Annotated in this window: 27 protein-coding genes; 4 read left to right on the top strand and 23 right to left on the bottom strand. The window is 65.4% G+C overall.

What is annotated here, in order from left to right:
- Window positions 1-96 precede the first annotated feature (96 nt).
- From AC6LJ2_RS28080 to AC6LJ2_RS28070, 3 genes are all read right to left on the bottom strand, one after another.
- Window positions 97-1,023 (bottom strand): hypothetical protein, encoded by a 927-nt coding sequence (locus AC6LJ2_RS28080; protein ID WP_445658544.1) that lies wholly within the window; start codon window positions 1,021-1,023, stop codon window positions 97-99.
- A 196-nt stretch (window positions 1,024-1,219) separates the two neighbouring features.
- A complete protein-coding gene (locus AC6LJ2_RS28075; protein WP_445658543.1) occupies window positions 1,220-1,411 on the bottom strand; it encodes a hypothetical protein in 192 nt (63 codons plus the stop codon).
- A gap of 134 nt (window positions 1,412-1,545) precedes the next feature.
- A complete protein-coding gene (locus AC6LJ2_RS28070) occupies window positions 1,546-1,800 on the bottom strand; it encodes a hypothetical protein (RefSeq protein ID WP_263914953.1) in 255 nt (84 codons plus the stop codon).
- Between the two features lie 247 nt (window positions 1,801-2,047).
- Between AC6LJ2_RS28070 and AC6LJ2_RS28065 the strand changes: the two genes are divergently transcribed.
- Window positions 2,048-2,239, top strand: coding sequence for a hypothetical protein (locus AC6LJ2_RS28065; protein ID WP_263914952.1), 192 nt, complete (start codon window positions 2,048-2,050; stop codon window positions 2,237-2,239).
- Between the two features lie 23 nt (window positions 2,240-2,262).
- On the opposite strand, the gene yddG is transcribed toward AC6LJ2_RS28065, so the two are convergent.
- Complete coding sequence (gene yddG, locus AC6LJ2_RS28060; RefSeq protein ID WP_445658542.1) at window positions 2,263-3,171, bottom strand: aromatic amino acid DMT transporter YddG; 909 nt, start codon at window positions 3,169-3,171, stop codon at window positions 2,263-2,265.
- Window positions 3,172-3,267: 96 nt separating this feature from the next.
- Here yddG and AC6LJ2_RS28055 point away from each other — a divergent pair, with 96 nt between their 5' ends.
- Window positions 3,268-3,516 (top strand): 6-phosphofructokinase, encoded by a 249-nt coding sequence (locus AC6LJ2_RS28055; protein WP_445658541.1) that lies wholly within the window; start codon window positions 3,268-3,270, stop codon window positions 3,514-3,516.
- Between the two features lie 20 nt (window positions 3,517-3,536).
- On the opposite strand, the gene AC6LJ2_RS28050 is transcribed toward AC6LJ2_RS28055, so the two are convergent.
- From AC6LJ2_RS28050 to AC6LJ2_RS28035, 4 genes are all read right to left on the bottom strand, one after another.
- The gene (locus AC6LJ2_RS28050) at window positions 3,537-5,111 is read right to left on the bottom strand and encodes a diguanylate cyclase (protein WP_263914949.1); all 1,575 of its coding nucleotides are present in this window, start codon (window positions 5,109-5,111) and stop codon (window positions 3,537-3,539) included.
- 344 nt (window positions 5,112-5,455) lie between these two features.
- Window positions 5,456-5,728 (bottom strand): hypothetical protein, encoded by a 273-nt coding sequence (locus AC6LJ2_RS28045; protein ID WP_263914948.1) that lies wholly within the window; start codon window positions 5,726-5,728, stop codon window positions 5,456-5,458.
- Window positions 5,709-6,224, bottom strand: coding sequence for a hypothetical protein (locus tag AC6LJ2_RS28040; RefSeq protein WP_263914947.1), 516 nt, complete (start codon window positions 6,222-6,224; stop codon window positions 5,709-5,711). The genes AC6LJ2_RS28045 and AC6LJ2_RS28040 overlap by 20 nt, the downstream gene beginning before the upstream one ends.
- Window positions 6,214-6,675, bottom strand: a complete 462-nt coding sequence (locus AC6LJ2_RS28035) for a hypothetical protein (RefSeq protein WP_025141333.1) — start codon at window positions 6,673-6,675, stop codon at window positions 6,214-6,216. Before AC6LJ2_RS28035 ends, AC6LJ2_RS28040 begins: the two co-directional genes overlap by 11 nt.
- Window positions 6,676-6,861: 186 nt before the next feature.
- Here AC6LJ2_RS28035 and AC6LJ2_RS28030 point away from each other — a divergent pair, with 186 nt between their 5' ends.
- A complete protein-coding gene (locus AC6LJ2_RS28030; protein WP_445658540.1) occupies window positions 6,862-7,884 on the top strand; it encodes a tyrosine-type recombinase/integrase in 1,023 nt (340 codons plus the stop codon).
- Window positions 7,885-7,887: 3 nt separating this feature from the next.
- On the opposite strand, the gene AC6LJ2_RS28025 is transcribed toward AC6LJ2_RS28030, so the two are convergent.
- Window positions 7,888-8,244, bottom strand: a complete 357-nt coding sequence (locus AC6LJ2_RS28025; protein WP_263914945.1) for a phage tail protein — start codon at window positions 8,242-8,244, stop codon at window positions 7,888-7,890.
- Window positions 8,245-8,942: 698 nt separating this feature from the next.
- On the opposite strand from AC6LJ2_RS28025, the gene AC6LJ2_RS28020 reads away from it, so the two are divergent.
- On the top strand, window positions 8,943-9,248 hold the full coding sequence (locus AC6LJ2_RS28020) for a hypothetical protein (RefSeq protein WP_498152629.1): 306 nt from the start codon (window positions 8,943-8,945) through the stop codon (window positions 9,246-9,248).
- A gap of 2 nt (window positions 9,249-9,250) precedes the next feature.
- Here AC6LJ2_RS28020 and AC6LJ2_RS28015 read toward each other — a convergent pair whose 3' ends face one another.
- The 14 genes from AC6LJ2_RS28015 to AC6LJ2_RS27950 are packed head-to-tail and all read right to left on the bottom strand — an operon-like array spanning window position 9,251 to window position 19,738.
- Complete coding sequence (locus AC6LJ2_RS28015; RefSeq protein ID WP_498152628.1) at window positions 9,251-10,204, bottom strand: hypothetical protein; 954 nt, start codon at window positions 10,202-10,204, stop codon at window positions 9,251-9,253.
- A gap of 13 nt (window positions 10,205-10,217) precedes the next feature.
- The gene (locus AC6LJ2_RS28010) at window positions 10,218-10,883 is read right to left on the bottom strand and encodes a DUF2612 domain-containing protein (RefSeq protein WP_498152627.1); all 666 of its coding nucleotides are present in this window, start codon (window positions 10,881-10,883) and stop codon (window positions 10,218-10,220) included.
- Between the two features lies 1 nt (window position 10,884).
- Window positions 10,885-12,066 carry a baseplate J/gp47 family protein gene (locus AC6LJ2_RS28005; protein ID WP_498152626.1) on the bottom strand — a complete coding sequence of 394 codons (1,182 nt, stop codon included), beginning with the start codon at window positions 12,064-12,066 and terminating at the stop codon, window positions 10,885-10,887.
- Entirely contained in the window at window positions 12,063-12,416 is a 354-nt protein-coding gene (locus AC6LJ2_RS28000; protein WP_175193983.1) for a contractile injection system sheath initiator, read from the bottom strand. Before AC6LJ2_RS28000 ends, AC6LJ2_RS28005 begins: the two co-directional genes overlap by 4 nt.
- Before the next feature lie 8 nt (window positions 12,417-12,424).
- Complete coding sequence (locus tag AC6LJ2_RS27995; protein ID WP_498152625.1) at window positions 12,425-13,168, bottom strand: Gp138 family membrane-puncturing spike protein; 744 nt, start codon at window positions 13,166-13,168, stop codon at window positions 12,425-12,427.
- Window positions 13,165-14,199, bottom strand: a complete 1,035-nt coding sequence (locus AC6LJ2_RS27990; protein ID WP_498152624.1) for a phage protein — start codon at window positions 14,197-14,199, stop codon at window positions 13,165-13,167. The genes AC6LJ2_RS27995 and AC6LJ2_RS27990 overlap by 4 nt, the downstream gene beginning before the upstream one ends.
- A gap of 1 nt (window position 14,200) precedes the next feature.
- Complete coding sequence (locus AC6LJ2_RS27985) at window positions 14,201-14,503, bottom strand: phage baseplate plug family protein (protein WP_263914939.1); 303 nt, start codon at window positions 14,501-14,503, stop codon at window positions 14,201-14,203.
- Window positions 14,503-15,084, bottom strand: coding sequence for a phage baseplate protein (locus tag AC6LJ2_RS27980; RefSeq protein ID WP_498152623.1), 582 nt, complete (start codon window positions 15,082-15,084; stop codon window positions 14,503-14,505). The genes AC6LJ2_RS27985 and AC6LJ2_RS27980 overlap by 1 nt, the downstream gene beginning before the upstream one ends.
- Complete coding sequence (locus AC6LJ2_RS27975) at window positions 15,081-16,574, bottom strand: hypothetical protein (protein WP_498152622.1); 1,494 nt, start codon at window positions 16,572-16,574, stop codon at window positions 15,081-15,083. Before AC6LJ2_RS27975 ends, AC6LJ2_RS27980 begins: the two co-directional genes overlap by 4 nt.
- On the bottom strand, window positions 16,567-16,725 hold the full coding sequence (locus tag AC6LJ2_RS27970) for a DUF6889 family protein (RefSeq protein WP_198529762.1): 159 nt from the start codon (window positions 16,723-16,725) through the stop codon (window positions 16,567-16,569). Before AC6LJ2_RS27970 ends, AC6LJ2_RS27975 begins: the two co-directional genes overlap by 8 nt.
- Window positions 16,726-16,751: 26 nt before the next feature.
- On the bottom strand, window positions 16,752-17,201 hold the full coding sequence (locus AC6LJ2_RS27965) for a phage tail assembly chaperone (protein ID WP_263914936.1): 450 nt from the start codon (window positions 17,199-17,201) through the stop codon (window positions 16,752-16,754).
- Window positions 17,202-17,204: 3 nt separating this feature from the next.
- Window positions 17,205-17,645: a phage structural protein gene (locus tag AC6LJ2_RS27960; protein ID WP_025140351.1), complete on the bottom strand. Its 441-nt coding sequence runs from the start codon at window positions 17,643-17,645 to the stop codon at window positions 17,205-17,207.
- Between the two features lie 13 nt (window positions 17,646-17,658).
- Window positions 17,659-19,134, bottom strand: a complete 1,476-nt coding sequence (locus tag AC6LJ2_RS27955; protein WP_498152621.1) for a DUF3383 domain-containing protein — start codon at window positions 19,132-19,134, stop codon at window positions 17,659-17,661.
- Between the two features lie 10 nt (window positions 19,135-19,144).
- Window positions 19,145-19,738 (bottom strand): phage neck terminator protein, encoded by a 594-nt coding sequence (locus AC6LJ2_RS27950; RefSeq protein ID WP_498152620.1) that lies wholly within the window; start codon window positions 19,736-19,738, stop codon window positions 19,145-19,147.
- Window positions 19,739-19,825 lie beyond the last annotated feature (87 nt).

The following is a 19,825-nucleotide window of genomic DNA, read 5'->3' as shown; positions in this document are numbered from 1 at the left end:
CCCCAGGCAGCCAAGCCACCTGGGGCGCGCGTTTCTTGACGCAGGGGTTCCGGCGGCATCAGCCCTCGGCCAAGGGCCGCGCCGCCGTCTGCGCCCCTACACCTTGTGCAGCGTATCGCGGCGACGGCCGCCCCACGTGGCGCACAGGCTGGCCACGAAAGCGCCGATCAGCATCGACGCGAATCCCCACAACGCAAATGCCGCAGCCGCCTTGCGCGCCTGATCCGCGGCTTCGCGCGCCTTCTGCTTGGCTTCGTCGGCGGCCTTCTTGGCGTTCTGGATGGTCTGGTCCACACGCTGTTGCGCCGCGGCGGCATCCATGCCCGTCTGCGCCGCGATCACCTTGGCAACGTAATCGCGATCGGCGGGCACCATCTCGCCGCGAGCGAGGCTGGTGGCCACGATGCGGCCGACTTCAGCGCGCGATGCCGCCTTGTCACCAGCAGCGTCGGGCCGATCAGAGCGCAGCAGCACGTCGGTGAAGTAGTCGCTGGCCTTGTCCAGGCCACCGCCACTGGCACCCGCTGCGGCGGTCGCCGTGACCGCCGCGCCCGCGCCTGCGGCCACCGACACCCCAGCCTTGGCCGCGCCAGATGCCAGCGTCGCCAGGGCCGAGCCCAGCAATGCCGCGCTGACGACCGCGCTCAGTGCCCAAACCAGGAAACCGTGCGCGGTGTCACGAAAATAGACCTCATCCACATGCGCGTCCACCCACTTGGTGCGCAGGCGGCCCGCGACGTACCCACCGATGCCATAGGCGATGATCTGCGTGAACAGCATCCAGGCGATGATGCCGATGCCCACCGCGGGTGCGGACATGCCTTCCCCGCCCCAAGGCGAGACGGACAGAAAGCCCAGGCCCGAGCCGCCTGCGAACAGGGCCAGCGAGAGTGCCGCCGCGATGACCGCGCCCGCGAACACCGCCGCCCAGGACACGGCGGACACCGCCGATTCCCGCGCGGGTACTGCACCGGCGTAGGCCGCGCCACCGTATGGCTGGCCCGGCGAAGTTGCGTTTTCCATGGTTATTCCTTGTTCATTGTGTGTGCAGCGGCGCCTGATGGCGGCGCCGCCGCGGAAACCCAGCGGGTGTCATCAGTGCCAGAACAACGCCAGCAGGATGATGATGGGAATAGGTACCCCCAGCAGCCATAGCAGAATGGAACGCATGTAAACCTCCTTGATGTTGCGAAAACGGGGTTGCGACGTTCGCTGACGTTCAGGCCAGGTCGATCGTGCCGGGCGCGCGGGGATCCGGCGGCGGCGGCGTCACACCGGGCTCGTCCGGATCATTGGGCGGGCGGTTCGTGTCCGGACGCGGGTCGTCAGGCCGCGGATTGCCTGGCAGCGACGGATCGTCGGGGGGCACATCGTCGGGTGCGCCCGGTGGCCGGTGATTGAGTAGGGTCATGACGGGTCTCCTCGGCGGCGCCAATTGCGCCGGCCCGCTTTTCAGCAATTGCCGTGCCCGCCAGGCGCTCCCTCGGAACACGCAGACGAAAAAAAACCCTCTTGCGAGGGTTCGGGAGGGAGGAACGCGCTGGGTCAGGACCGGGGCGGCCTGCCCTCCTTGGGGGCTTCCGGGCCGCTTTGGCGCTCATTGCCCAAGAATTCCACGACCGCGGCCTTGCCGGCGGCGGAAGCTTCATCCTGGCTGGCGTAGCGCCGCTCGGAATAATTGGTGCTGCGCACATTGCCGGTTTCGGGGTCGAGCAAGGTAATGATCCAGGCGAACTGGCCGGGCAGCAATTGCCTGACCTGCAGGGTGGCGCGCGTGCCCGGGCGTAGTCGTTGCGGCATTTCGCAGACTCGAGAGTGATTCAACGCCGCCATCGTAGCGCAAAGCACCTGCCCGGCGGCGTGCTGCCAATGCTGCGTCGCACATGAATTCCATGCTGCAGCCTGCGAGGCAAATACGCCACACCGCGATCGGGTGCCAGGAAAACCCTAGCGCCATCCGCTTGAATACAGGCGCACAATCAGTCCAAACATGTAGACCGCAGCAGCGGCGGCCGCATCCCTTTAATCAGGCGAGGACGGAGACAACATGACTTACGTAGCAGTGGTAATCAGCTGTTTGATGGTTGTGGGTATCGTCGCGTTGGTGATTCAAACGGTGCAAAGCGCAGGGCCCGAGCCCTGGCTGAAACTATCGGCGGCGATTGTCAGTTCCCTGTTCGCTTCCCTGTTGCTCATTCCGCTTGGCTACGCCGTGGCGCAGACCATGGTCATGGATTGAGCGTTGCCGGCGGCTGACCGGGGCTAGCCGCCCCGGGCAGGCCTGCCGCGTGTCGCTGCCCAGCAGATCAACGAGCCGGCGGTCACCATGGCCACGCCCTGCCAGAACGCGGCCGTCAATGCCGTGGACAGCCACAGGGCCGCAAAGAACGTCGACAGCACGGGCGTGAAATACGACGCGGTGGCCAGCAGGGTCAGGTTGCCCTTGAGTATTCCCACGTTCCACAGCGCGTAGCCGGCAGCCATGGCCGCCCCCGTGACGCCTAATTCCAGCACGCTGGATCCGCGCCACGGCAAGGCCGGCTCGGCGCTGAATCCGTATTTGATCCACAACACGGCCGCCGTCAGCATGAAAAATAGCGCCACCCCATTCTTGCCATCGGCAAAGCGTTTGGTGACGTTGCAATACACGGCCCAGATAATGGCGCCGCTGAACGCCAGGCCATAACTGAGGGGATTACTCGAGATATTGGTGACCGTGCGGTCCCAGGACAATCCGCCCGAGCCACCGACGACCCACACAATGCCGCAAAGCGACAACGCGATGCCGGGCACCACCCAGAACCCGGCGCGCTGGCCGTTGATCAGTATGGCCAGGATGACCGTGAAGCAAGGCCACAGATAATTGACGATGCCCAACTCGATGGCCTGCCCGCGGTTCATGGCAAACCCGAGCGAAAGCGACAGGCAGATTTCATAGGCAACGAACAGCACGCTGCCGGTCAGCAGATACGAGCGCGGAAACGCCCGCAACTTGGGAAAACCCAGCAGCACGACCAGAAACACCGATCCGACCGTATAGATCAGGGCTGCGCCGCCAATCGGGCCGAAACTTTCACTGACGCTGCGGATCAGGCCGACGACGGTGCCCCAAAGCACCACGGCCATCAATCCCAGGAACGTCGCCGTCTTCCTGCTGGGAGCAAATTGCATTACCGTTTCCGATCGCCCGATATTCAAGCAACGACCCGCGCCGGGCAACGCGCGCCAAAACGACGAGAGTGTAGCCAATACTGGAGAGCGAGCCGCATGACCATTTCCATACGCAGGCTGACCGACGTGCTTGCCACGACGGAATCCGGCCGACTCTACAGGATCGAAGTGTTTTCGCAGGCCGACCAGGCCAGCCCGCCTGCCAGCGCGGCGACCACCCGCTACATCCTCAGGACCTCGGAAGGCGAACGCGTCATCGCCCTGGGCGATCGCCGCTATCGCCTGAAATCCGGCGAAGTGCTGACCGCCCTGGCACCGCCCGCCGCCCCCCGCCACGACGCTTGAGCGCCCATGCCGGATGGGCCTCAGCGGTCGGACGCCACCCGCCGCTTGCCCAGGCCTTTGGCCCGGTACAGCGCCACGTCGGCCCGTTCCAGCAGCTGCAGCATGGTGACGCCGGACTGCGGAAACACGGCGATACCTACGCTGGCCGACACGGCCACCCGGATGTTCGGATAGGGCAACGACAGGCTTTCGACCAGCGCTTCCGCCACGGCCTGGGCGTCATCCCGGTCGGCGCCCATCAGCAGCACGGCGAACTCGTCCCCGCCCAGCCGCGCCGCCACGTCCGACACCCGGATGGCGCGCGCCATGCGGTCGGCGGCCTCCTTGAGGACAGTGTCTCCGGCGGCGTGCCCGTGCATGTCGTTGACCGCCTTGAAACCATCAAGATCGATTGCCAGGATCGCAAAGGACTCGCCGCTGCGCTGGGCCACGGCCAGTTCCCGCAAGACCATTTCGCCAAACAGCACCCGATTGCACAGGCCGGTCAGCGGGTCGTAGTGGGCCAGATGCTGCGCGTGCGCCAGCATGCGCGAGGCCTGCAGGAGCGCCGTCCCGACCTCTTCGGCTTCCTTGACCCGCGTACCGGGCAGTTCGACGGTGCGGCCCTCGCCCAATGCAAGCGCCGGGGCGACCAGGCCCTGAACCGCGGACGTCAGCCGGTTGGCCAGCCGCAAAGCCAGCCACAACCCCAATCCAAACGCGGTCAGCGTCCCAAGGGCCAACCAGGCGATGGAACGGTAGAGGTCGGTCGTCACGAGCGTCATGGGGGCGCCGGCCGCCACCGTCCAGCCGGTCAGCACCGAGCGGCTGAAGGCGGTATAGACCGGTGTGCCCTCCTTGGTGATCGTCTCGAGCGATCCTTCGCTTTCCATCTGCACCGCCCTCGCCAGGGCCGGCACGGCCTTTTGGCCGACGAACTTGGCCGTGTCGCGCGTACGCGCGATGATGGTCCCGCTTTTGTCCAGGACCGCCGCCACCCAGCCGTCGGGCAAGCCGCGGCGCCCCAGTACATTGCCAATCCGGTCGGGTGACAGACCGACGTTCAGGCTGTAGATGACCTCGTCGCCTCTCACGACCGGCACCCCCAGCGCGATGGTCGGATTGCCGCTGACCGCGCCGGTGAACAGGCTGCTGAGTACCGGCTCGCGGGCGCGAAACACCCGGCTCAGCTCCTGCGACACGCCGGACGCCGGCAGCGCCGTGCCAAATGGCACCAGCGTATTGACCACCTGCTTGCCTTCCTTGTCGGTCAGCACATAGCTGTCGACGATCTGGAACCGGATGGCCTCCCGCGCCCGCTGGTGAAAGCCGGCCAGGTCGCCGCTGACCAGGTCGGGCGACGACGCCAACATCTGCAGGCCTGCCTCGACCCCGGTCATTTCCCGATCCAGGATGGCCGTCAGATTGCGAGCGAGGAAAATAGTGTCGCGGAATATCCGCTCTTTCTGGACCTGGTAGCTTTCGTAGACAGCGATCGACGCGACCATCAGCGCCGGCGCGATACAGGCGAACACCAGCGCCAGCAGGCCGGTACGCATGGAATACCGGTGCTGCGGGCGAACCCGTACGGCAGCCAGGCTTTCGCCGTCGGGCATATTATTGTTCTCCGCAGCGCATTAGCCCGAGGCAACACGCCTGCCGATACTGCACCCCCTGACCCATAGCGCCTCTCCTGGAGCTTCCGTGCGGATGTCAAGACCGCATCGGCGAAAAGTCAGAAATTATTGCAGAACCAGATTCCAGCACAATGTCTGCCGTCAAATCGGCGCCAGAAAAAAGAAGACGCCTGCGGCAAGAAAATCGCGATCCCAATTTACCTCAAAAACAAAGCCGGGCAACGGTTTCATTATGTTCGAGCACTTGCCGACGAATATCCGCCGGTGTCGCGTCCACCTGCGCCGCGGAATTGAAATAAACCGGATGGGCGTGATCGCAATATTCAATCCCTGTCCGCAGGGGGGGCTTGGCGCACCCACCCAGACTTGAGGCGATCAGCCACGGCATCGTCATCGCTGCGAGCCACCTTTTCCTGCACATCCCTGACCTCCTTGCGGGCGTCGGCCGCCCGCCCCTGGAGGCGGGCCTCACTGTCCGAGCGTTCCTGCGCCCGGCCCATGGCCCGCCCCCTCCAATAAACCCCGGCGACGGCGGCCAGGCCCGCCAGCACGGCCGCCACGACGCCGAGGCCCCGCTTAATCCACTGTTGCAACATGCGCTGCGCTCCTGGCCACCGGGGCGGAGACCGCCGCCACGGCGCGTTGGTACAGGCCGTCCCAGCTATCGCGCTTGGGCTTGCCCGGCCGCCAGGTGCGCAGGTACAACGCCCAGGCCGATTCGGCGTCGCCGATGCGCGGCAGGCTGGCCGGGTCCGACCACAGCAACAGGCGCGCAAACGCCGCCGCCAGCACATCGTCCTGGTCCAGCCGCGCATAGACGGACGGTGCCGTAGCCACCACCCCGCGGACCTGGCAGACCTGGCTGGCGACGTCCCGGCAGGCCGGATGCGTCAACACGCCGCGCACCCCGCCCCCCTGTTCGAACTGCCAGAAGCCGCGCGCCGGGCCGCCGATCTGGCGCCGGTGAATGAAGCGGCTTTCCTGCAGGCCGATCGCCAATAGCAGGCAATGCGCCTGCCGCGAATCCATGCGTGCGGGCAGCAGCGCCATCGCCGGCCGCACCGCGCTATCCATGATCTGGTCAAGCGTCATGCTTGCCCTCCTTGTCTGATTGCGTTTCCAACCCCAGCGTCTTGCGCCGTATCTCGACCGCCCAGTCCACCAGGTCCTGGTTCTGCAGCTTGGCCGTCAGCCGCAGGTAGGCGCCCAGCACCCACCAGGCCGGCAACCCGGCCAGCAGCATGCAGGGGCCCAGCACGTAGAACATGGCCAGCAGCCCGTCTTCGCCCAGCCCCGTGCGTTCTGCCATCCAGTAGGCGGACGACATGATGTCGGGCATCCAGGCGATCATGCCGATCGCCAATATCGGCCCGAACAGAAATGAACTGACCACCGTGCACGCGGTGCGCGCCACGAACTCGCGCGGCGAGCGCGGCGGCATCAGCAACATGCCGATCAAGGCCGCCATCGCGGCCGGCATGCCGAACGCCATCGCAATTTTCAGGGCGGCAAAACCGCCCAATCCCGTAGATCCCGGTTCCATGGTTACACCGCTCCTGTCGACGGCGCGCATTGCTGCCTCCCGCGAACATCACGGGCGCCGCGGTGGCGCGCCGGATGAGAATTTTGAAATCCGGGCGACACTGTCGTCCGTTTGCCCCAGGCCCCGCCTGCGTCGGCATCTATCCTGTTTACGTTTATTGGTCTTACCCCTTTTGCCCGAATCGTCATGAAACCCTGGACCCGTCGTCAGCCTCGCCGCAAGCCCGCCCCCACCCTCGCCGACGCGCTGACGCGTTACCTGGCCGAGGTGTCCGCCGCGAAGAAAGGCCACACGGCCGAGCAGTCGATTGCGCGCATCTGGCGTGCAACGCGCCTGTCCATCCGGCCGGTCGACCGGATTCGCAGTTCGGACTTGACCGAGCTGCGCGACGAATGGCTGAAAGACCGGGCGCCGGCCACCGTGGTCCGGCGCATGGCTTTCCTGTCGCACGTCTACACCGTGATCCGCAAAGACTGGGGCTTTGACCAACTGGCCAACCCCGTGCAGCTGGTGCGCAGGCCGGCGGTGGATGACGCACGCGATCGGCGTCTGTTTGACCGCATCACGCTGCGCGGTGTGTCGGACGATGATTGCCCGCGCAAAGAGCTGGAATGGATCATCCGCGCCACCCGATCGGCCGAATTGCCGACCATCCTGACGGTGGCCAAGGAAACCGGCATGCGCCGGTCCGAGGTGGTGGGTATCCAGCGCGAGCACCTGGACCTGATGCACGGCGTGGTACACCTGCCGCATACCAAGAACGGCCGCGCCCGTGACGTACCCCTGACGCCCCGGGCGCGCGAGGCGCTGCGGCGCTGGGTCACCGGCAGGCCCATGCGCGGCCGCATCTTCACGATGCAGCCAGGCTCGGTCACCCGGGCTTTCATCCGGGCACGACGCCGCGCCCGCCTGCGCTACGAGTCCATGTGCCGCCAGTACGGCAGGCGCCCGAACACCGCGTATTTTCGCGATCTGCGGTTCCATGACCTGCGCCATGAAGGCACGTCGCAGATGGCCTCCGTGTTCGCGATCCACGAACTGGCGAAGGTCAACGGCAACGTCGATACCCGGATGCTGCTGCGCTACTACCACCCTCACGGGCGGGAGCTGGCGCAGAAACTGACCCGCAGTCCGCTGGGCCGGCGCCAACTGGAGGAAATGCGCCGTGAACGCGAGGGCGAACTCGACGCGCTTGCCTTGGCGGCGTAAGGCCTAGGCTGCCGTAACCGGCTGCGAGGCCGGCGGCTTGGGCACCACTTGCGTCAGCCACGCCGGCAGCGGTCCCCAACCGGGATAGCTGACCTTGCCGTCAACGCCGGCATGCTCGGTGCCGATCGTATACGGCGCCCCCGACTCCACCACCCACAACGGCGTGGTGCGATAGTCCTCGACCATCGTCCACGCATCGCCGACGCGCCGCGGCCACCGGCCTTGTGCCGGCTGCGGCGGCGCGTCTTCGTAGGCGCCGAAGGGGATGTTGAACTTGCCGGGCGTCAGCGCCAGCTCGTTGGCGAGGGTTTGATACAGGAACAAGCCGTTGTCGTCGGCTTGGAAGACTTCTTTTTGCATGGTTTTTTCCTAGAAATGTAATTTGCACTGCAAATGCGCGGGTGCTCGGATCGAGGCAGCGCGATGCCCTTCAAAACATCACCGGCGGGTTTAATGCGCGCTACTCGTCGATCATTGGAACGGGCGCCGGAGCCATCTTGGGGGTGGCGGTGGGCAATCAAGATTCCGCCATGATGAGCGCGCAGGGGCCGGCCTACGAATTCACATTCAATGCCAGCCGAGTTGCCAGAACCTCGACTGAAACCCGCCCTTTGAACACCGCTTTCCATCCGAGAATCCATGCTTGATGCCTCTTTCACTGCAAATGCGCGGGTCATGGGGACGTGGCAAAACCATCAGTTTCAAAGCCACGTCCATCCCAGCCTAGCCGTGGGCATTGCCAGTGGCTCGTTGAACGTGGGCCCGAATTCCTATGCGCAATACGGTGCCGGTACAACTGGCTGGACCGGAGGACCGGAAACTCGCCCGATCAACATTGCCTACCATCCCCGTATCCATACCTGACGTCGTCCTCACTGCAAATGCGCGGGTGCTGGGCAGCCGCCAGGCAGACGCGTTGCGCAGTCACTCCCACGCGCTGCCGAACGTGCCTTCTTTGAACGGTTCCGGCGCGTCCTGGAAATCGGCCGACGTGCCGTACAACGGACTTTCCACCCAGGCGACGGCGGCCGCCGGGGGGGCGGAGACTCGCCCGCCCAATGCTGCATATCACCCACGTATCCATGCTTGACGTCCCCTTCACTGCAAATGCGAGGTTGCTGGCGACAAGGCAACAAGACACCTTTCAAGGGCACCAGGTTGGAAACTTCCAGATATCGACGGGCGGCACCTCGCCTATCAACCAGATCCAGTCAGTCGTCATTAACCAGGGCGGCGGCAGCCTTACCAGCCCACTCATCGGAAACTATGCCCAGATTGTCAGCAACGGCATCCATGGTGCCCCGCGAATGGGCTACGAAACTCGGCCGGTGAACACTGGTTATCACGCCCGCATTCACGTATGAAATTAGGCATGAATTCGGGGGGAAAAAGCGACGTTGATCGGCCGAGTTTCGGCCCCGCCAGCCGCCATCATTTGTCCGCCCACGCTCCAATTAACGCCAGCCGCTGTCTGGGCGTATGTGCCATATCCGGCCTGGTCGAGCACGAACCCCGCCAGGCCACCGTTGTGTTGGTGGCTGGCGAACGCATGCGATTGTCGGCTTCCCATCGTTCTCGCATTTGCAGTGTCAGCGTCAGTTCCCGTAAATCGCCGGAACATATCGCGCAAATCCGGCACGCGGAATTCGCTTGCCGAGTAGTCCGAGAACCAGTGCGTGCCGCGATTCGCCTGCCAGACGGCCTCGGTCTTGACCAGGCCTTGCTCCTGCGCATACCCCCACAGGCCGGCGTAGGCCGTCTTGGAGATCAAGCCGCCGATGGCGTCGACCTCGCTGGCCAGCGGCAGGCTGGTATGGCCGTCCAGGGGCCGGCCGCAAAGCGGCGAGCGATAGCCCTTGAAATACTGGGTGGACGACCAGGTCCACACTTCCGCGCACTCGGCGACGATGATCGGCCCGATGTCCTGCGTCGGCAACGCCGCAATCGGATAGATCCGCGGGAAGTTGCCCGAGACGAAGGCCGTCGTAGCGATGCGGGCGCTCTTGTCGCTGGCATCCGGCGTGGGCGCCGTCGGCTCCCCCGTGAAAGCGGGCGAAGCCGCCAGCGCCGCCACGAACTTGGCCTGCAGGGCCGCCAGGTCGCCGTTGTCCAGCACGTCCTGGCCGGACTTGTCGGCGATGTACTGGGCGATCATGGCCGTCACGAAGGACGCCTGGCGCCAGACGGTGTTGAGCTCTTTCGACTTGGCCGTGCCGGCCGAGAAGCCGCCCAGCCGGGCGGCCAGCGCCTGGTAGTCGGCAGGCGTCAGTACGTTGGCGCCGGGAACGGTGCCGAAGGGAAGAATTTGATTGATAGCCACGGAATGTCCTTATTCAACCGGCAAAAAGCGAGCCCCAGAGTCCGGTGTCGAACCCCGAGATGTAGTGGTTTTGAACGTCAAAACCGAACAAAGGCCCCTCGCCAGAGGGGATGACGTAGTAACTGATGCGCACGCCCTCGGGCTTGAGCGGGATGTAGCCCCCGGTCAGCAGCGCCAGGAACAGCGCGGATGGCGGCGTGCCAGCAACGCCGATATCGATCGACATGTCGCCGTTGTCCTGGATGAAGACGTTCGTGCCACCGCCGAAGATGCGGTCCAGGATGGCGGCCGACGTCTCCAGCGTGCCGTCCCAGTGATTCGCGCCGATCTTGGCCCGCAACAGCAGGCGGTAGGTCTCGTCGTCCAGTTCGGTCAGGCCGCTGTCCGGATCGAATGGGCCCTGCCACACGCCCTGGTCAAAGCCCAGGCCGTCGGTGTCGTGCGAGAAATACACGCCCGCCAGCGGCGTCTTGATGCGTCGCGCCAGCCCCACCCACAGGCCCACGGCGTCCAGCTGATGGCCCACCGCCCGGTCCAGATCAAAGGCATCCGGCAGCCCGCCGTACAGGTTGCGCAGGTCCACCATGCCCTGGCACAGGGCATGGACCGTGGCGGTGAAGTTGGGCTTGCCGCGGTGGTAGGCGGACAGCAGGCCGGAGTATTCGCTGATGTCCGCCATGTCACACCACCGTCAGCAGGACACTGTCCAGCGTGGCCGAAGCAGCCTGCTTGAACGTCAGGGCCACGTCCGGCGTGCCCATGGCCCCCGCCGCCGACAACGTCAACGCCGCGATCTTGAAGGTGCCGTTGCCCGCCACGCCATTGGCGGCGCTGATGGCATCGCCCCACTCCACCGACCCGCTGGCGCCGCCACCGATGGCGACGCCGTTGACGTAGTCGGCCACCGCCTGCCTGATCGCCACGCCAATCGCCGCCGTATAGCCCGGCAAGGCGCGGATGCGGACGTCCACGGTGACCGGCAGCAGTTCAGGCCGGAAGAAGTTGATGGGATGCGCGATGCCGTAAATGTCGTTCACCACCACCGTGGTGGTGCCGTAGGTGCCGGTGCCCGGTGTCTTCTTGGCGGCAATGGCCTGGGCGATGGCCACGGCATCGCCGCCGTCCACCACCAGGCTGATCGAGTGCGGCGGCAGGCCGTGGGCATCGGTGGCGCGGGTGTCGTTCTCGTAGGCCGCATAGCGGCTCACGCCTGGCACGGTGGCGACCGCCCCGATGGTGCCTTCGAATACAGTCTTGGACGGCAGCGCGACCGAGACGGCCTGCCGCTGCCGCAACGCCGCGTCGCTCTCGATGGGCGCGCCCGGCGCCGCGGCCGCCGGGTTGGTGGCGGACTGCCAGCCACGGGTCGGCGTCGCGATCTGGTCCACGGTGTGCGCCGGCGCCGCCACCGCCCCCATCTGCTGGCACGTCGCCGTGACCGTGATCTCGCCTTCGGGCGGAATCGTCACCTGCGACGGCAACAGCCATTGGATGCCGTTGGCGTCCTTGACGATGCCGCCGCTGATCAGGGCGCCGCCCTGGCCGACGAGGCGCAGATCCACGGTCGACTGCGACGCCACCGCCCGGCTGATGCCGTTGATCTTCACGTTGGACGACAGCGCGCCGCCCGCGGCGGTGGCCGGCGAAAAGGCGTTGTAGACATTGATGGCCGCGATGTTGGCGTCGTTGATCGCGGACGCGAACACGGCCAGCAGCTGGCCGTCCTGACTGTCGGCCTCCAGGTAGGTGTCGGGCCCGTAGATGGCCCGATACTGTTCCTGCAGGTACTGCAGCACCTCGCCGTAGGACGGGGCCCGGATACCGGCGGCATCGACCACCGGCGCTGTAGAAAGTATCGTCATAAAGCTGCCTGCACAATGGCGGTGCCATAAAGGGTTGAAATCGTGGCGGCCACAGCCAGTGCCCGTGACTCGGCATCAAGCCGGCTCGAGTACTCGGCAATGCCCGTCACACCAGGCGTGCCCAGGATCCGCTCGCGGATCGCTCCGTCGTACGAAGCCTCGAAGCGCTTGCCCAGGACCTCGGTCCGCCAGGGCATGCCTTCGCTGGTGTCCAGGAACCATTCGCCGCGCAGCAGCATCAGCCGGGTCTTGACCGCCTGGGCCACCGCCTCGGGCGTGTCCCGGTGGAAGTCGGCCTGCTGCCCGCCGAACGAGTAGTCCCCGTTAGCGTCCATTTTTCGATAGCGCATTGGTGTCCTTAGTTGGGCGGCGTCGTGACCGCGTTGGCCCCCTGGGCCGTATGCGTATGGGTGTCGTCCACCCGCTTGCCGTTGGCCAGGATCTGGCCGATGACGTTGAAGACGCCGATGATCTGCGCGGCCGAGCCTTCGCCGCCGCTGCCGACCAGGCCGGCCACGTAGGTCAACAGCCCCTGCACCAGCACCTGGTCCGAGAACGTCGACCGGGGCGCGACCACGTCGAAACCGCCGGGCGCCACGATCCGGACTTTCTGGCTGGCCGGGTCCAGTTCGATCAGCGTCGAACCATCGTCGCTGCGCAACTGGGTGGCGCCGGTGCTGACGTTCGGAATCACCCGCGGCTGCGACCGCACCCCCACGAACACGAAGCCGTCCGACAAGTCGTGCATCCGCAACTCCGCCTGCTCCTGGACGCCACCGGATTGCCACCAGCCATCGATGCAGCGCGACGAAAACACCACCAGGCATTCATCGCCCGGCGCGACCGGAAAGGTCAGCGTGCACTGCCCGCCCGACGGAAAGTGGACCGGGCAATCCACCAGGAGCGGCAGCGCATCGGTCACGATCGCCCCCGTGGGCAGCGTCCTGCGCGCCTTGATCGCGGGCTGCACCACGCAGGTCATGGCCACTGGATCGAACGACTGCACGATGCCGGGCAGCGCCGTCCAGGTCATGGCCATGGCGCCCCGGATCGCGTCCTGCAGCGCCACGTTCGGATCATTGAGCCGTTCACGTCGGTTCATGCGGCCTCCTTCGGGGCAGGTTGAAGCTGGCCAGACAGTTCACCCGGCGGTTCCAGGGTGGCATCCCAGGCCAGGCACGTGATCGTGGTGAACCAATCGGTCTTGCGGGTATCGCCGTTGTGCTCGGCCACCATGACGTAGTAGTAGCCGTTGTCTGCCAGCTTGCGCTGGGTGGACAGGTCAGGCTCCGGCTGGGCCGGCTTCGCGCCGTTGCCCTTGGCGGCTTTTTCCTTCTTCAGCCGCGCCTGCTCGGCCTCGGTCTGGTAGCGATAGCGCTTGATGCTGTCGTTGTTCAGGTAGACCAGCCGGCCGGGCTTGATGGCGGGGTTGAGCAGCATCTTGACTTTGATCCCCTTGTCGATCTGCGCCGGCCGGCCGATGACGCCGGTCTGGTCGGTCAGGATTTGAACGGTCTCGCGGACATACGACTTTTCCGGCACGATCTCGAGCCGGTTGTCGTGAATCCGCCAGATGCACCCTGCCGTGCGGCAAAGGTCGTCCAGCACGTCGCGGCACATGCCCGCATTGACGTTGGCCCGCAAGGTCGCGCCCGGCGGCAACTCAGCCATGTAGCCGGCGGTAACGCCCATCGGTTTCATGGCGGCCAGCACCGCCTGGACGCGGTCATGCACCGTGGCGCCCTTTTGCAGCGTCTGGCTCATGGTCGCGAAGTTGTACGGCAGGTCGCCATCCGCCGCGACGATGTCCAGGTAGGGGTTGGTCTGCCCTTCCGTACCGCTGGACGCCTCGATCAACGTGCCATGGAAGATCGTGCCCAGGTTGCCCTGATAGCCCGCTCTTAGCATGACCACGTTGTACTCCCGTCGGATCCGGCTGATGGCGGCTTCGCCCAGGTTGTAGATGCGGATCTTGGCGGTGCTGGGCTTGGAAGAATCCGTGTGCTTGATCTCGAACGTGAAATGAAAGTCCGACAGATCCAGGCCCTGGTCGTTGCCGATCAGCAGTTCCGATCCGCGCAGCCATTGCCGGGCGTAATCCACGCCACCCGCTGCTTGCGTTGATGTCGCCATGTCAGCCCGCCTTCCAGTAGAGCTTGGCCTCGATGCCCAGGTTTTCATAGGTGGGCGGATCGTCGGACAGGCTGGCGTTGATCAGCCACAGGCCGCCGCCAAACCCCAGGTGCCGGTATTGGCCCAGCAGGTCCACGCCCGTCACAAGGGGAATGCCGGCCACCCGCGGCTCGCCTTCGGCGCTGTCGATATCCAGCACCCAGCCGTCGCGGTATTGCACGGTCAGGCGGTATTCCTTGCCGCCCAGGGCGATCGTGAAACGCTGCGGCACCGGCAGCAAGGGAATCTCGTAGAAACTGGCCATCATGGGCTCCTCGGGTTCGCGACGGTTGCATTGCGGGTGCCGCATTCCATCGGCCCGCCGGTCTTCTTGGCATCGGCATGGCGCGGCAACGGCGGCACCGCCGTTTCGCGGGCATGCACGATTTGCACCTCGACCAGGTTGGCGGTGACGCGCAAGCTGCCTTGCGTGTCCTTGCTGTGGTCCACCTTCAGGCTCTGGATCAGCATGTTGCTGTACTTGCGCCGGCAGGTGATCAGGTCAAAGGGCTCGCGCGATTCCTGCAATGCCAGCAGCTGCGTGTACACCGCCGTCACGTAGTCGGATGCCGCGGCCTGGCCGTTCGGCAGCGCTTCAGCGGTGGCGCCCAGCAGGCCTTCGTAGTCCGCGTTGCTCCAGCCGCACTGCATGACGACCTCGCGCGGCTTCTTGAAGGCGTGGTCGTTGATCGTGCGCGGGCCGCCCGGGCCGCCGTCCACGGGATGCGAGGTGATTTCCAGCGTATCCGTGTAGGTTTCCTGGACCACCGCGGCGATCTCGATCTGGCCGATTTTCTTGGTGTGCAGCAGCACCATATCCAGGCCCGCCGAACTCAAATCCGTCATTGGTATGCTCCCTGCGTGTTGCGTGTCAGGTCCGCGAAGACGCGATCCTGCTGGGCGGCCACGGCCGTCGCGGTCGCCATCGGGTCGGCGGCGCCTTCCAAGTAGATGTGGGTGGTGGCGTTCAGGTTGACTTGCGGCGACTCGACGTTCAGTTGCACGTCGAGCCTGGTGGGTGCTCCGCTGCGGTAGCCTTCCCATGGCGCCGACATGACTTGCGGCATCGGCTCGCCGAAGTTCGGCAGGCGCAGGTTGACATTGCCCGAAGACAAGATCAGCTCACGGCTTGAGGCGGGCATCCCGTCAATGAGCCGCTGGAAACTTTCACCGGCGGCACGCGCCGCCAGATCGGCCCGTTCAATCATCCGTGAGGCATCGGGCGCAACCGCCCCTGGCACCGCATCGGCTGCCGCTGGAAGCTCTACCGGCGATTCCGCCGCGTTGTCAAAATTCGGCCGTGGCAGCTTCAAATCCGGGAAGCTTGACGGCCCGACCTTGACTCCGGACGAACCCGGAGCAGCAGGCGTGTCGGACAGCATGAGCATGTCCACCGCCAACTTCTGCGCCATGGTCAGTCCAGGGAACGGAAACGTGGACAGCCACTGGTCGGAGTTGCGCGCCTTACGGTCGTTCTCACTTTCGCCGGGAATGGCAGGCTGCATCCATTCCGTGAGACTGAGCGCGGCCTCTGTCATCGCTCCAGCCGCCCCCAGGGCGAGCAATTTTCTTTGCCTCAAAAACTGAAGCACTCCACCCAGCCCACCTGCTGCGCCCAAGCCCTGACTGGCCGCGTTGACCAATCCGATCGCATTGGCCAGGGCGACCAGGCCATTGACCAACTCTGCGCCACCCAACATGCGAAAGGCGGCGACAGCGATCAGGATGCGGGTGCTCCATCCGCCCGTTGCGTCGTCCAGGTCCAGGAACAGGCTGCCAATCCAGCCCAGCACGGGCGCGATCCGCAGCGCCATGTCCAACGCCGCGCCCGCCACTTCGGAAAGACGCTTGCCGATCAACGGGCCGTGGGTATCGAACCACTTGGCGAACTCTTCCAGTGGCCCTTTCAGTTTTTCGAAGAACACCCCTGATACCTGCAGGATGATCCCGTCCGCCGTACGGCCGATGTCACCGAGGCTGTTCATCACGGCCTGCGCATCATTGGCCACCTGCTCCTGGCCATAGGCCCGCGCCAGATCGCGCAGCGTCTTGACCTCGGCCAGCGGCTTGGCCAGGCTTTTCGGTTCCGGTTTGCCCTCGCCATTGCCGGCCTCGCCATCGCCCCGCGTGGGTGCAGCGGCGGGCATGCCCGCAAGCGTCGCCAACCGATCGGCCAACAGCCCGGCGGCCTGCACCGTCTGGAACAGCGCCTCGGTCAACCTCACGAAGCCTTGCGCCATCACCAGAAGCGTGTCTTCCAGCTTGCTCAGGCTTTGCGGATCCATCCGCAGGTCCCATGAGAGACCTGCGCCTTGCAATTCCAATGTTTCAGCCATTCTTCTCTGCCATTAGACGGCGGTGCGCTTCCGCCTTGTTGTCTGCCCGGACCGACAGCGCGTCGTTCAGGAGCGCGATGTCGGCCAGGTCCAGGGAACCGTCCTTGAGGGACTCGTACTTGCAGAGCCCCTCAAGCACCGGCGCCAGCAACCAGTCTTCGCCGCCCGGCAGGCTTTTCAGCCAGCCTGTGTCGCCTCGGGGCTGCTCGTCTGGCTCGTAAGCAGCCCTTGCATAAAAGGCCCCAGGTTGACGGTGATGACGCGCATCACCAGCGGCAACATCACGCCCAGGTCGATGTCCTGGAACATGGGCGTGCGCTGGCTGGCCGACCAGATGCCGGCCCAGCCGTGCTCCTGCTTGCGCTGGACGACCTGCAAGCACGTGTCGAGCACGTACTCGGCATCCTCATCCTTCATCGCCGCCAGGCCGTCGGCCAGCGGTTGCAGGACATCGGCCAGGCCGCCTGGGTCTTCCGACACCACCCGGTTGCCGCCCGCCAGGCGGACGAACACCGGGATCAGCGTCGGCAGGATCGGCGCGATGCGGCGCGAGATGTGGAACTGCTGCTTGGCACTCAGTTTTCCGATGGAATACCGGTTGCCGTTCAGGTCGATTTCCAGGGCCATGGCTTAGTAGGTTCCGAGAATGGTGTCGATCTTGCCCGCGTCGAAAACCCAGGCCACGGTGTCGCCGTCCTTCTTGTAGGTCAGGTCGGGACGCTTGCCGAATGCGCACGAGCGGCAGGTGGTCACATCGCCGGTGGCCGGATTGGTCACGGTGATGAGGTTCTTGCCCCACAGGCGCGAATCCAGCGTCTGCGCGTCGTACAGCGCCTGCAGCTGGGCATTGACCGGCGACGTCTTCAGGTAGGTCAGCGTCACGGTGCCGCTCTTGTTGGCGTTCAGCGTGTGCATGACTTCGCCGTCGGCGCCCACCGTCATGGTGTTGCGCGACGCGGCCATGGCGACGGTGATGCCCTCGTCGGCATTGCCCGAGCCGTAGCCCAGCGAAATCGCGCCGCCCGGGCCGATGAGACTGGCGCTGATATCAGCGAACGAATAGGTAGACATCTGCTACTCCTGTTTAGCGGTTGACCGTGACCAGAACGTCGACGGTGTGAATGGCGCCGGCTTCCTTGGCGGCGACCTGGAACGGAACGGCCTTGCGCGCTTCGCGGTCGGCCTGGGACTGGGTGGCGATGGCCGGTGCGTAGACGTAGTAGCCCTTGGACAGCGTGTCGCCCTGCTTCAACGCACCGAAGCCGGCCGAGTTCCACACGCCCGGGGCCAGGTAGCCGTTGTTCACCGCGGCCTCGCACGCCGCCTCGATCACCGAGGCGATCAGCTGGTTGCCGGCGTCGGTCTGCGGCACCTTGGTGGGGCTGGTGTAGAGCAGGTTGTAGACGTCGGTCTGCACGCGGTTGCGGAACCAGATCGCGTTGTAGACCGAGTCGATGAAGATGCCGCTGGGCGTCACGCCGTACTGGATGATGGCCGTGTCGTTGTCATAATTGACGAAGACGTTGCAGTTCTTGGCGGCCAGCGTGTCGGCCTGGCTGCTGGTCAGGGTCTCGGCGACGATGCCGGGCTCCTGCTTGTACATCAGCGTGATCGTGGTGTTGTTGGCGTTGAAGTTCACCGTCAGCATGCGGCCCAGCAGCGACGCCACCGCGTACGGATTGGCGCTGGAGAACTGCACGATCGTGTACTTGTACTTCAGCGCCTTCAACTGGCTGGCGATGTCGTCGTGGTGGGTCGGGTCCAGCACCTGGGGCGACTGGGTCGACACACCGTACAGGTGACGCTGGTCGGCCTCGATCAGGCCGGCCACCGCCAGGTGCTGCGCGCTCGTCAGTTCGGCATCGGCAAAGGCCAGACCCAGGAACTTGTTGGCGAAGCGGTCCAGGAACAGCGCCACGGCGTCCACCGGCGTCTCGGCGACGATACCCGCGACGGGGGCCGAGGCCTGGGCGGCGGTCAGGCCCAGCATCGACGAGATGTCGGTGCCGGTAGCGGGTGCCGACGCGTAGCCCAACGTCGACGAGGTGCCCGAGGTGTTCGAGGTCACGACGAATTGCGAGCCGTTCCACAGCACCGAGGCGGACACCAGCGCGGTCGAGATGATCGAGGCCACGCCGTTCAGGTTGGTGACGCCCGAGAAGTCCAGGCCGCTGACCGACTTGGCGGTGCCGTCGACCGTCAGCGCGAAGCCACCCGCGGTGACCGCGGTCCAGGCGGACAGTTGTTTTTCAGCCGCCGACAGCACGGCGCCGCGCAGCGTCGCCGACGTCGCGCCCTTGGCCCAACGGCCGATGTACAGCTGCGAAGGCTGGGGCGTCTGCTGGAAGTACAACAGGGCCGCGCGGTATTCGGGTGCGGTGGTGCCGAAGTCGGCAGCCACGGCGTCGATGCCGCCATAAGCGCGCATGCGCTCGCCGGTGTCGATGACCGCGGACGAGCCCAGCAACAGGGCGGTGTTCAGGCTCGCGCCCTGCGCCGCCAGCGGCGACATATTGATCGTAACGTTGATCAGGCGTGATACCGGCAATCCATTAGCCATGGTAAATCCCTTAATCTGCAAGATGGTTGGTGTTGTCTGTCGTGGACAGCGACGCGGCATGCGTCGTGACTTGCGCCGACAGAAGATTCAGGACCGGATAGCTGCGGATGACCTGCCGCGCAAAGCGCAAGGTCATGTCGAACTGCCGTATCCACTGCTGATTCACGAGTTCGTGCTGGGCCAGGATCGGCCCCGCGCCGCTGATCGCGATGCCTTGCGCCTGCAAGGGCTCGCGGTTCTGCGGCACGGCGGCGCCGTCGCGCAACTGCGCCGCGTGGCGCAGGGCGCGCGGCCCGAACATCGAGCAAAGCACCTCGATGTCTTCGTGCCGAACGTATGAATCAGATCCTTCTCCGGCCGGGTCGTGTGCCACGACCGGACCGGCATCCGCGCGCTGCGACCGGATGTCCATCAGGCACCAGGTATCGGTTTGCGCGGGTGGTTCCACGCTGGCGGCAGGCCAGCGTGTACGAACCAGGTTGAGAGGCAGGCCGGACACGCCGGCAATGAACCCCTGGAACAGCGCCTCGAGTTCGGCGTCCTCCAGGGGCGGGGAAAAGGCCAGGGGCGCCCGGGAGCCCCCGGGGGGCGGACTGGTTGCCATTGGGTCGCCCCTCCCTTGGGGGGTGTTCAGGGCCGTTCCTTTTACAAATCTTACACCGCTGCAGCAAAGATATTAGTGTTAAGTTGT

The organism is Achromobacter sp. 1014246743 (assembly GCF_059760725.1).
Note: the sequence above shows the minus strand (reverse complement) of the source record. Positions and strands in the feature narration are given on the sequence as shown.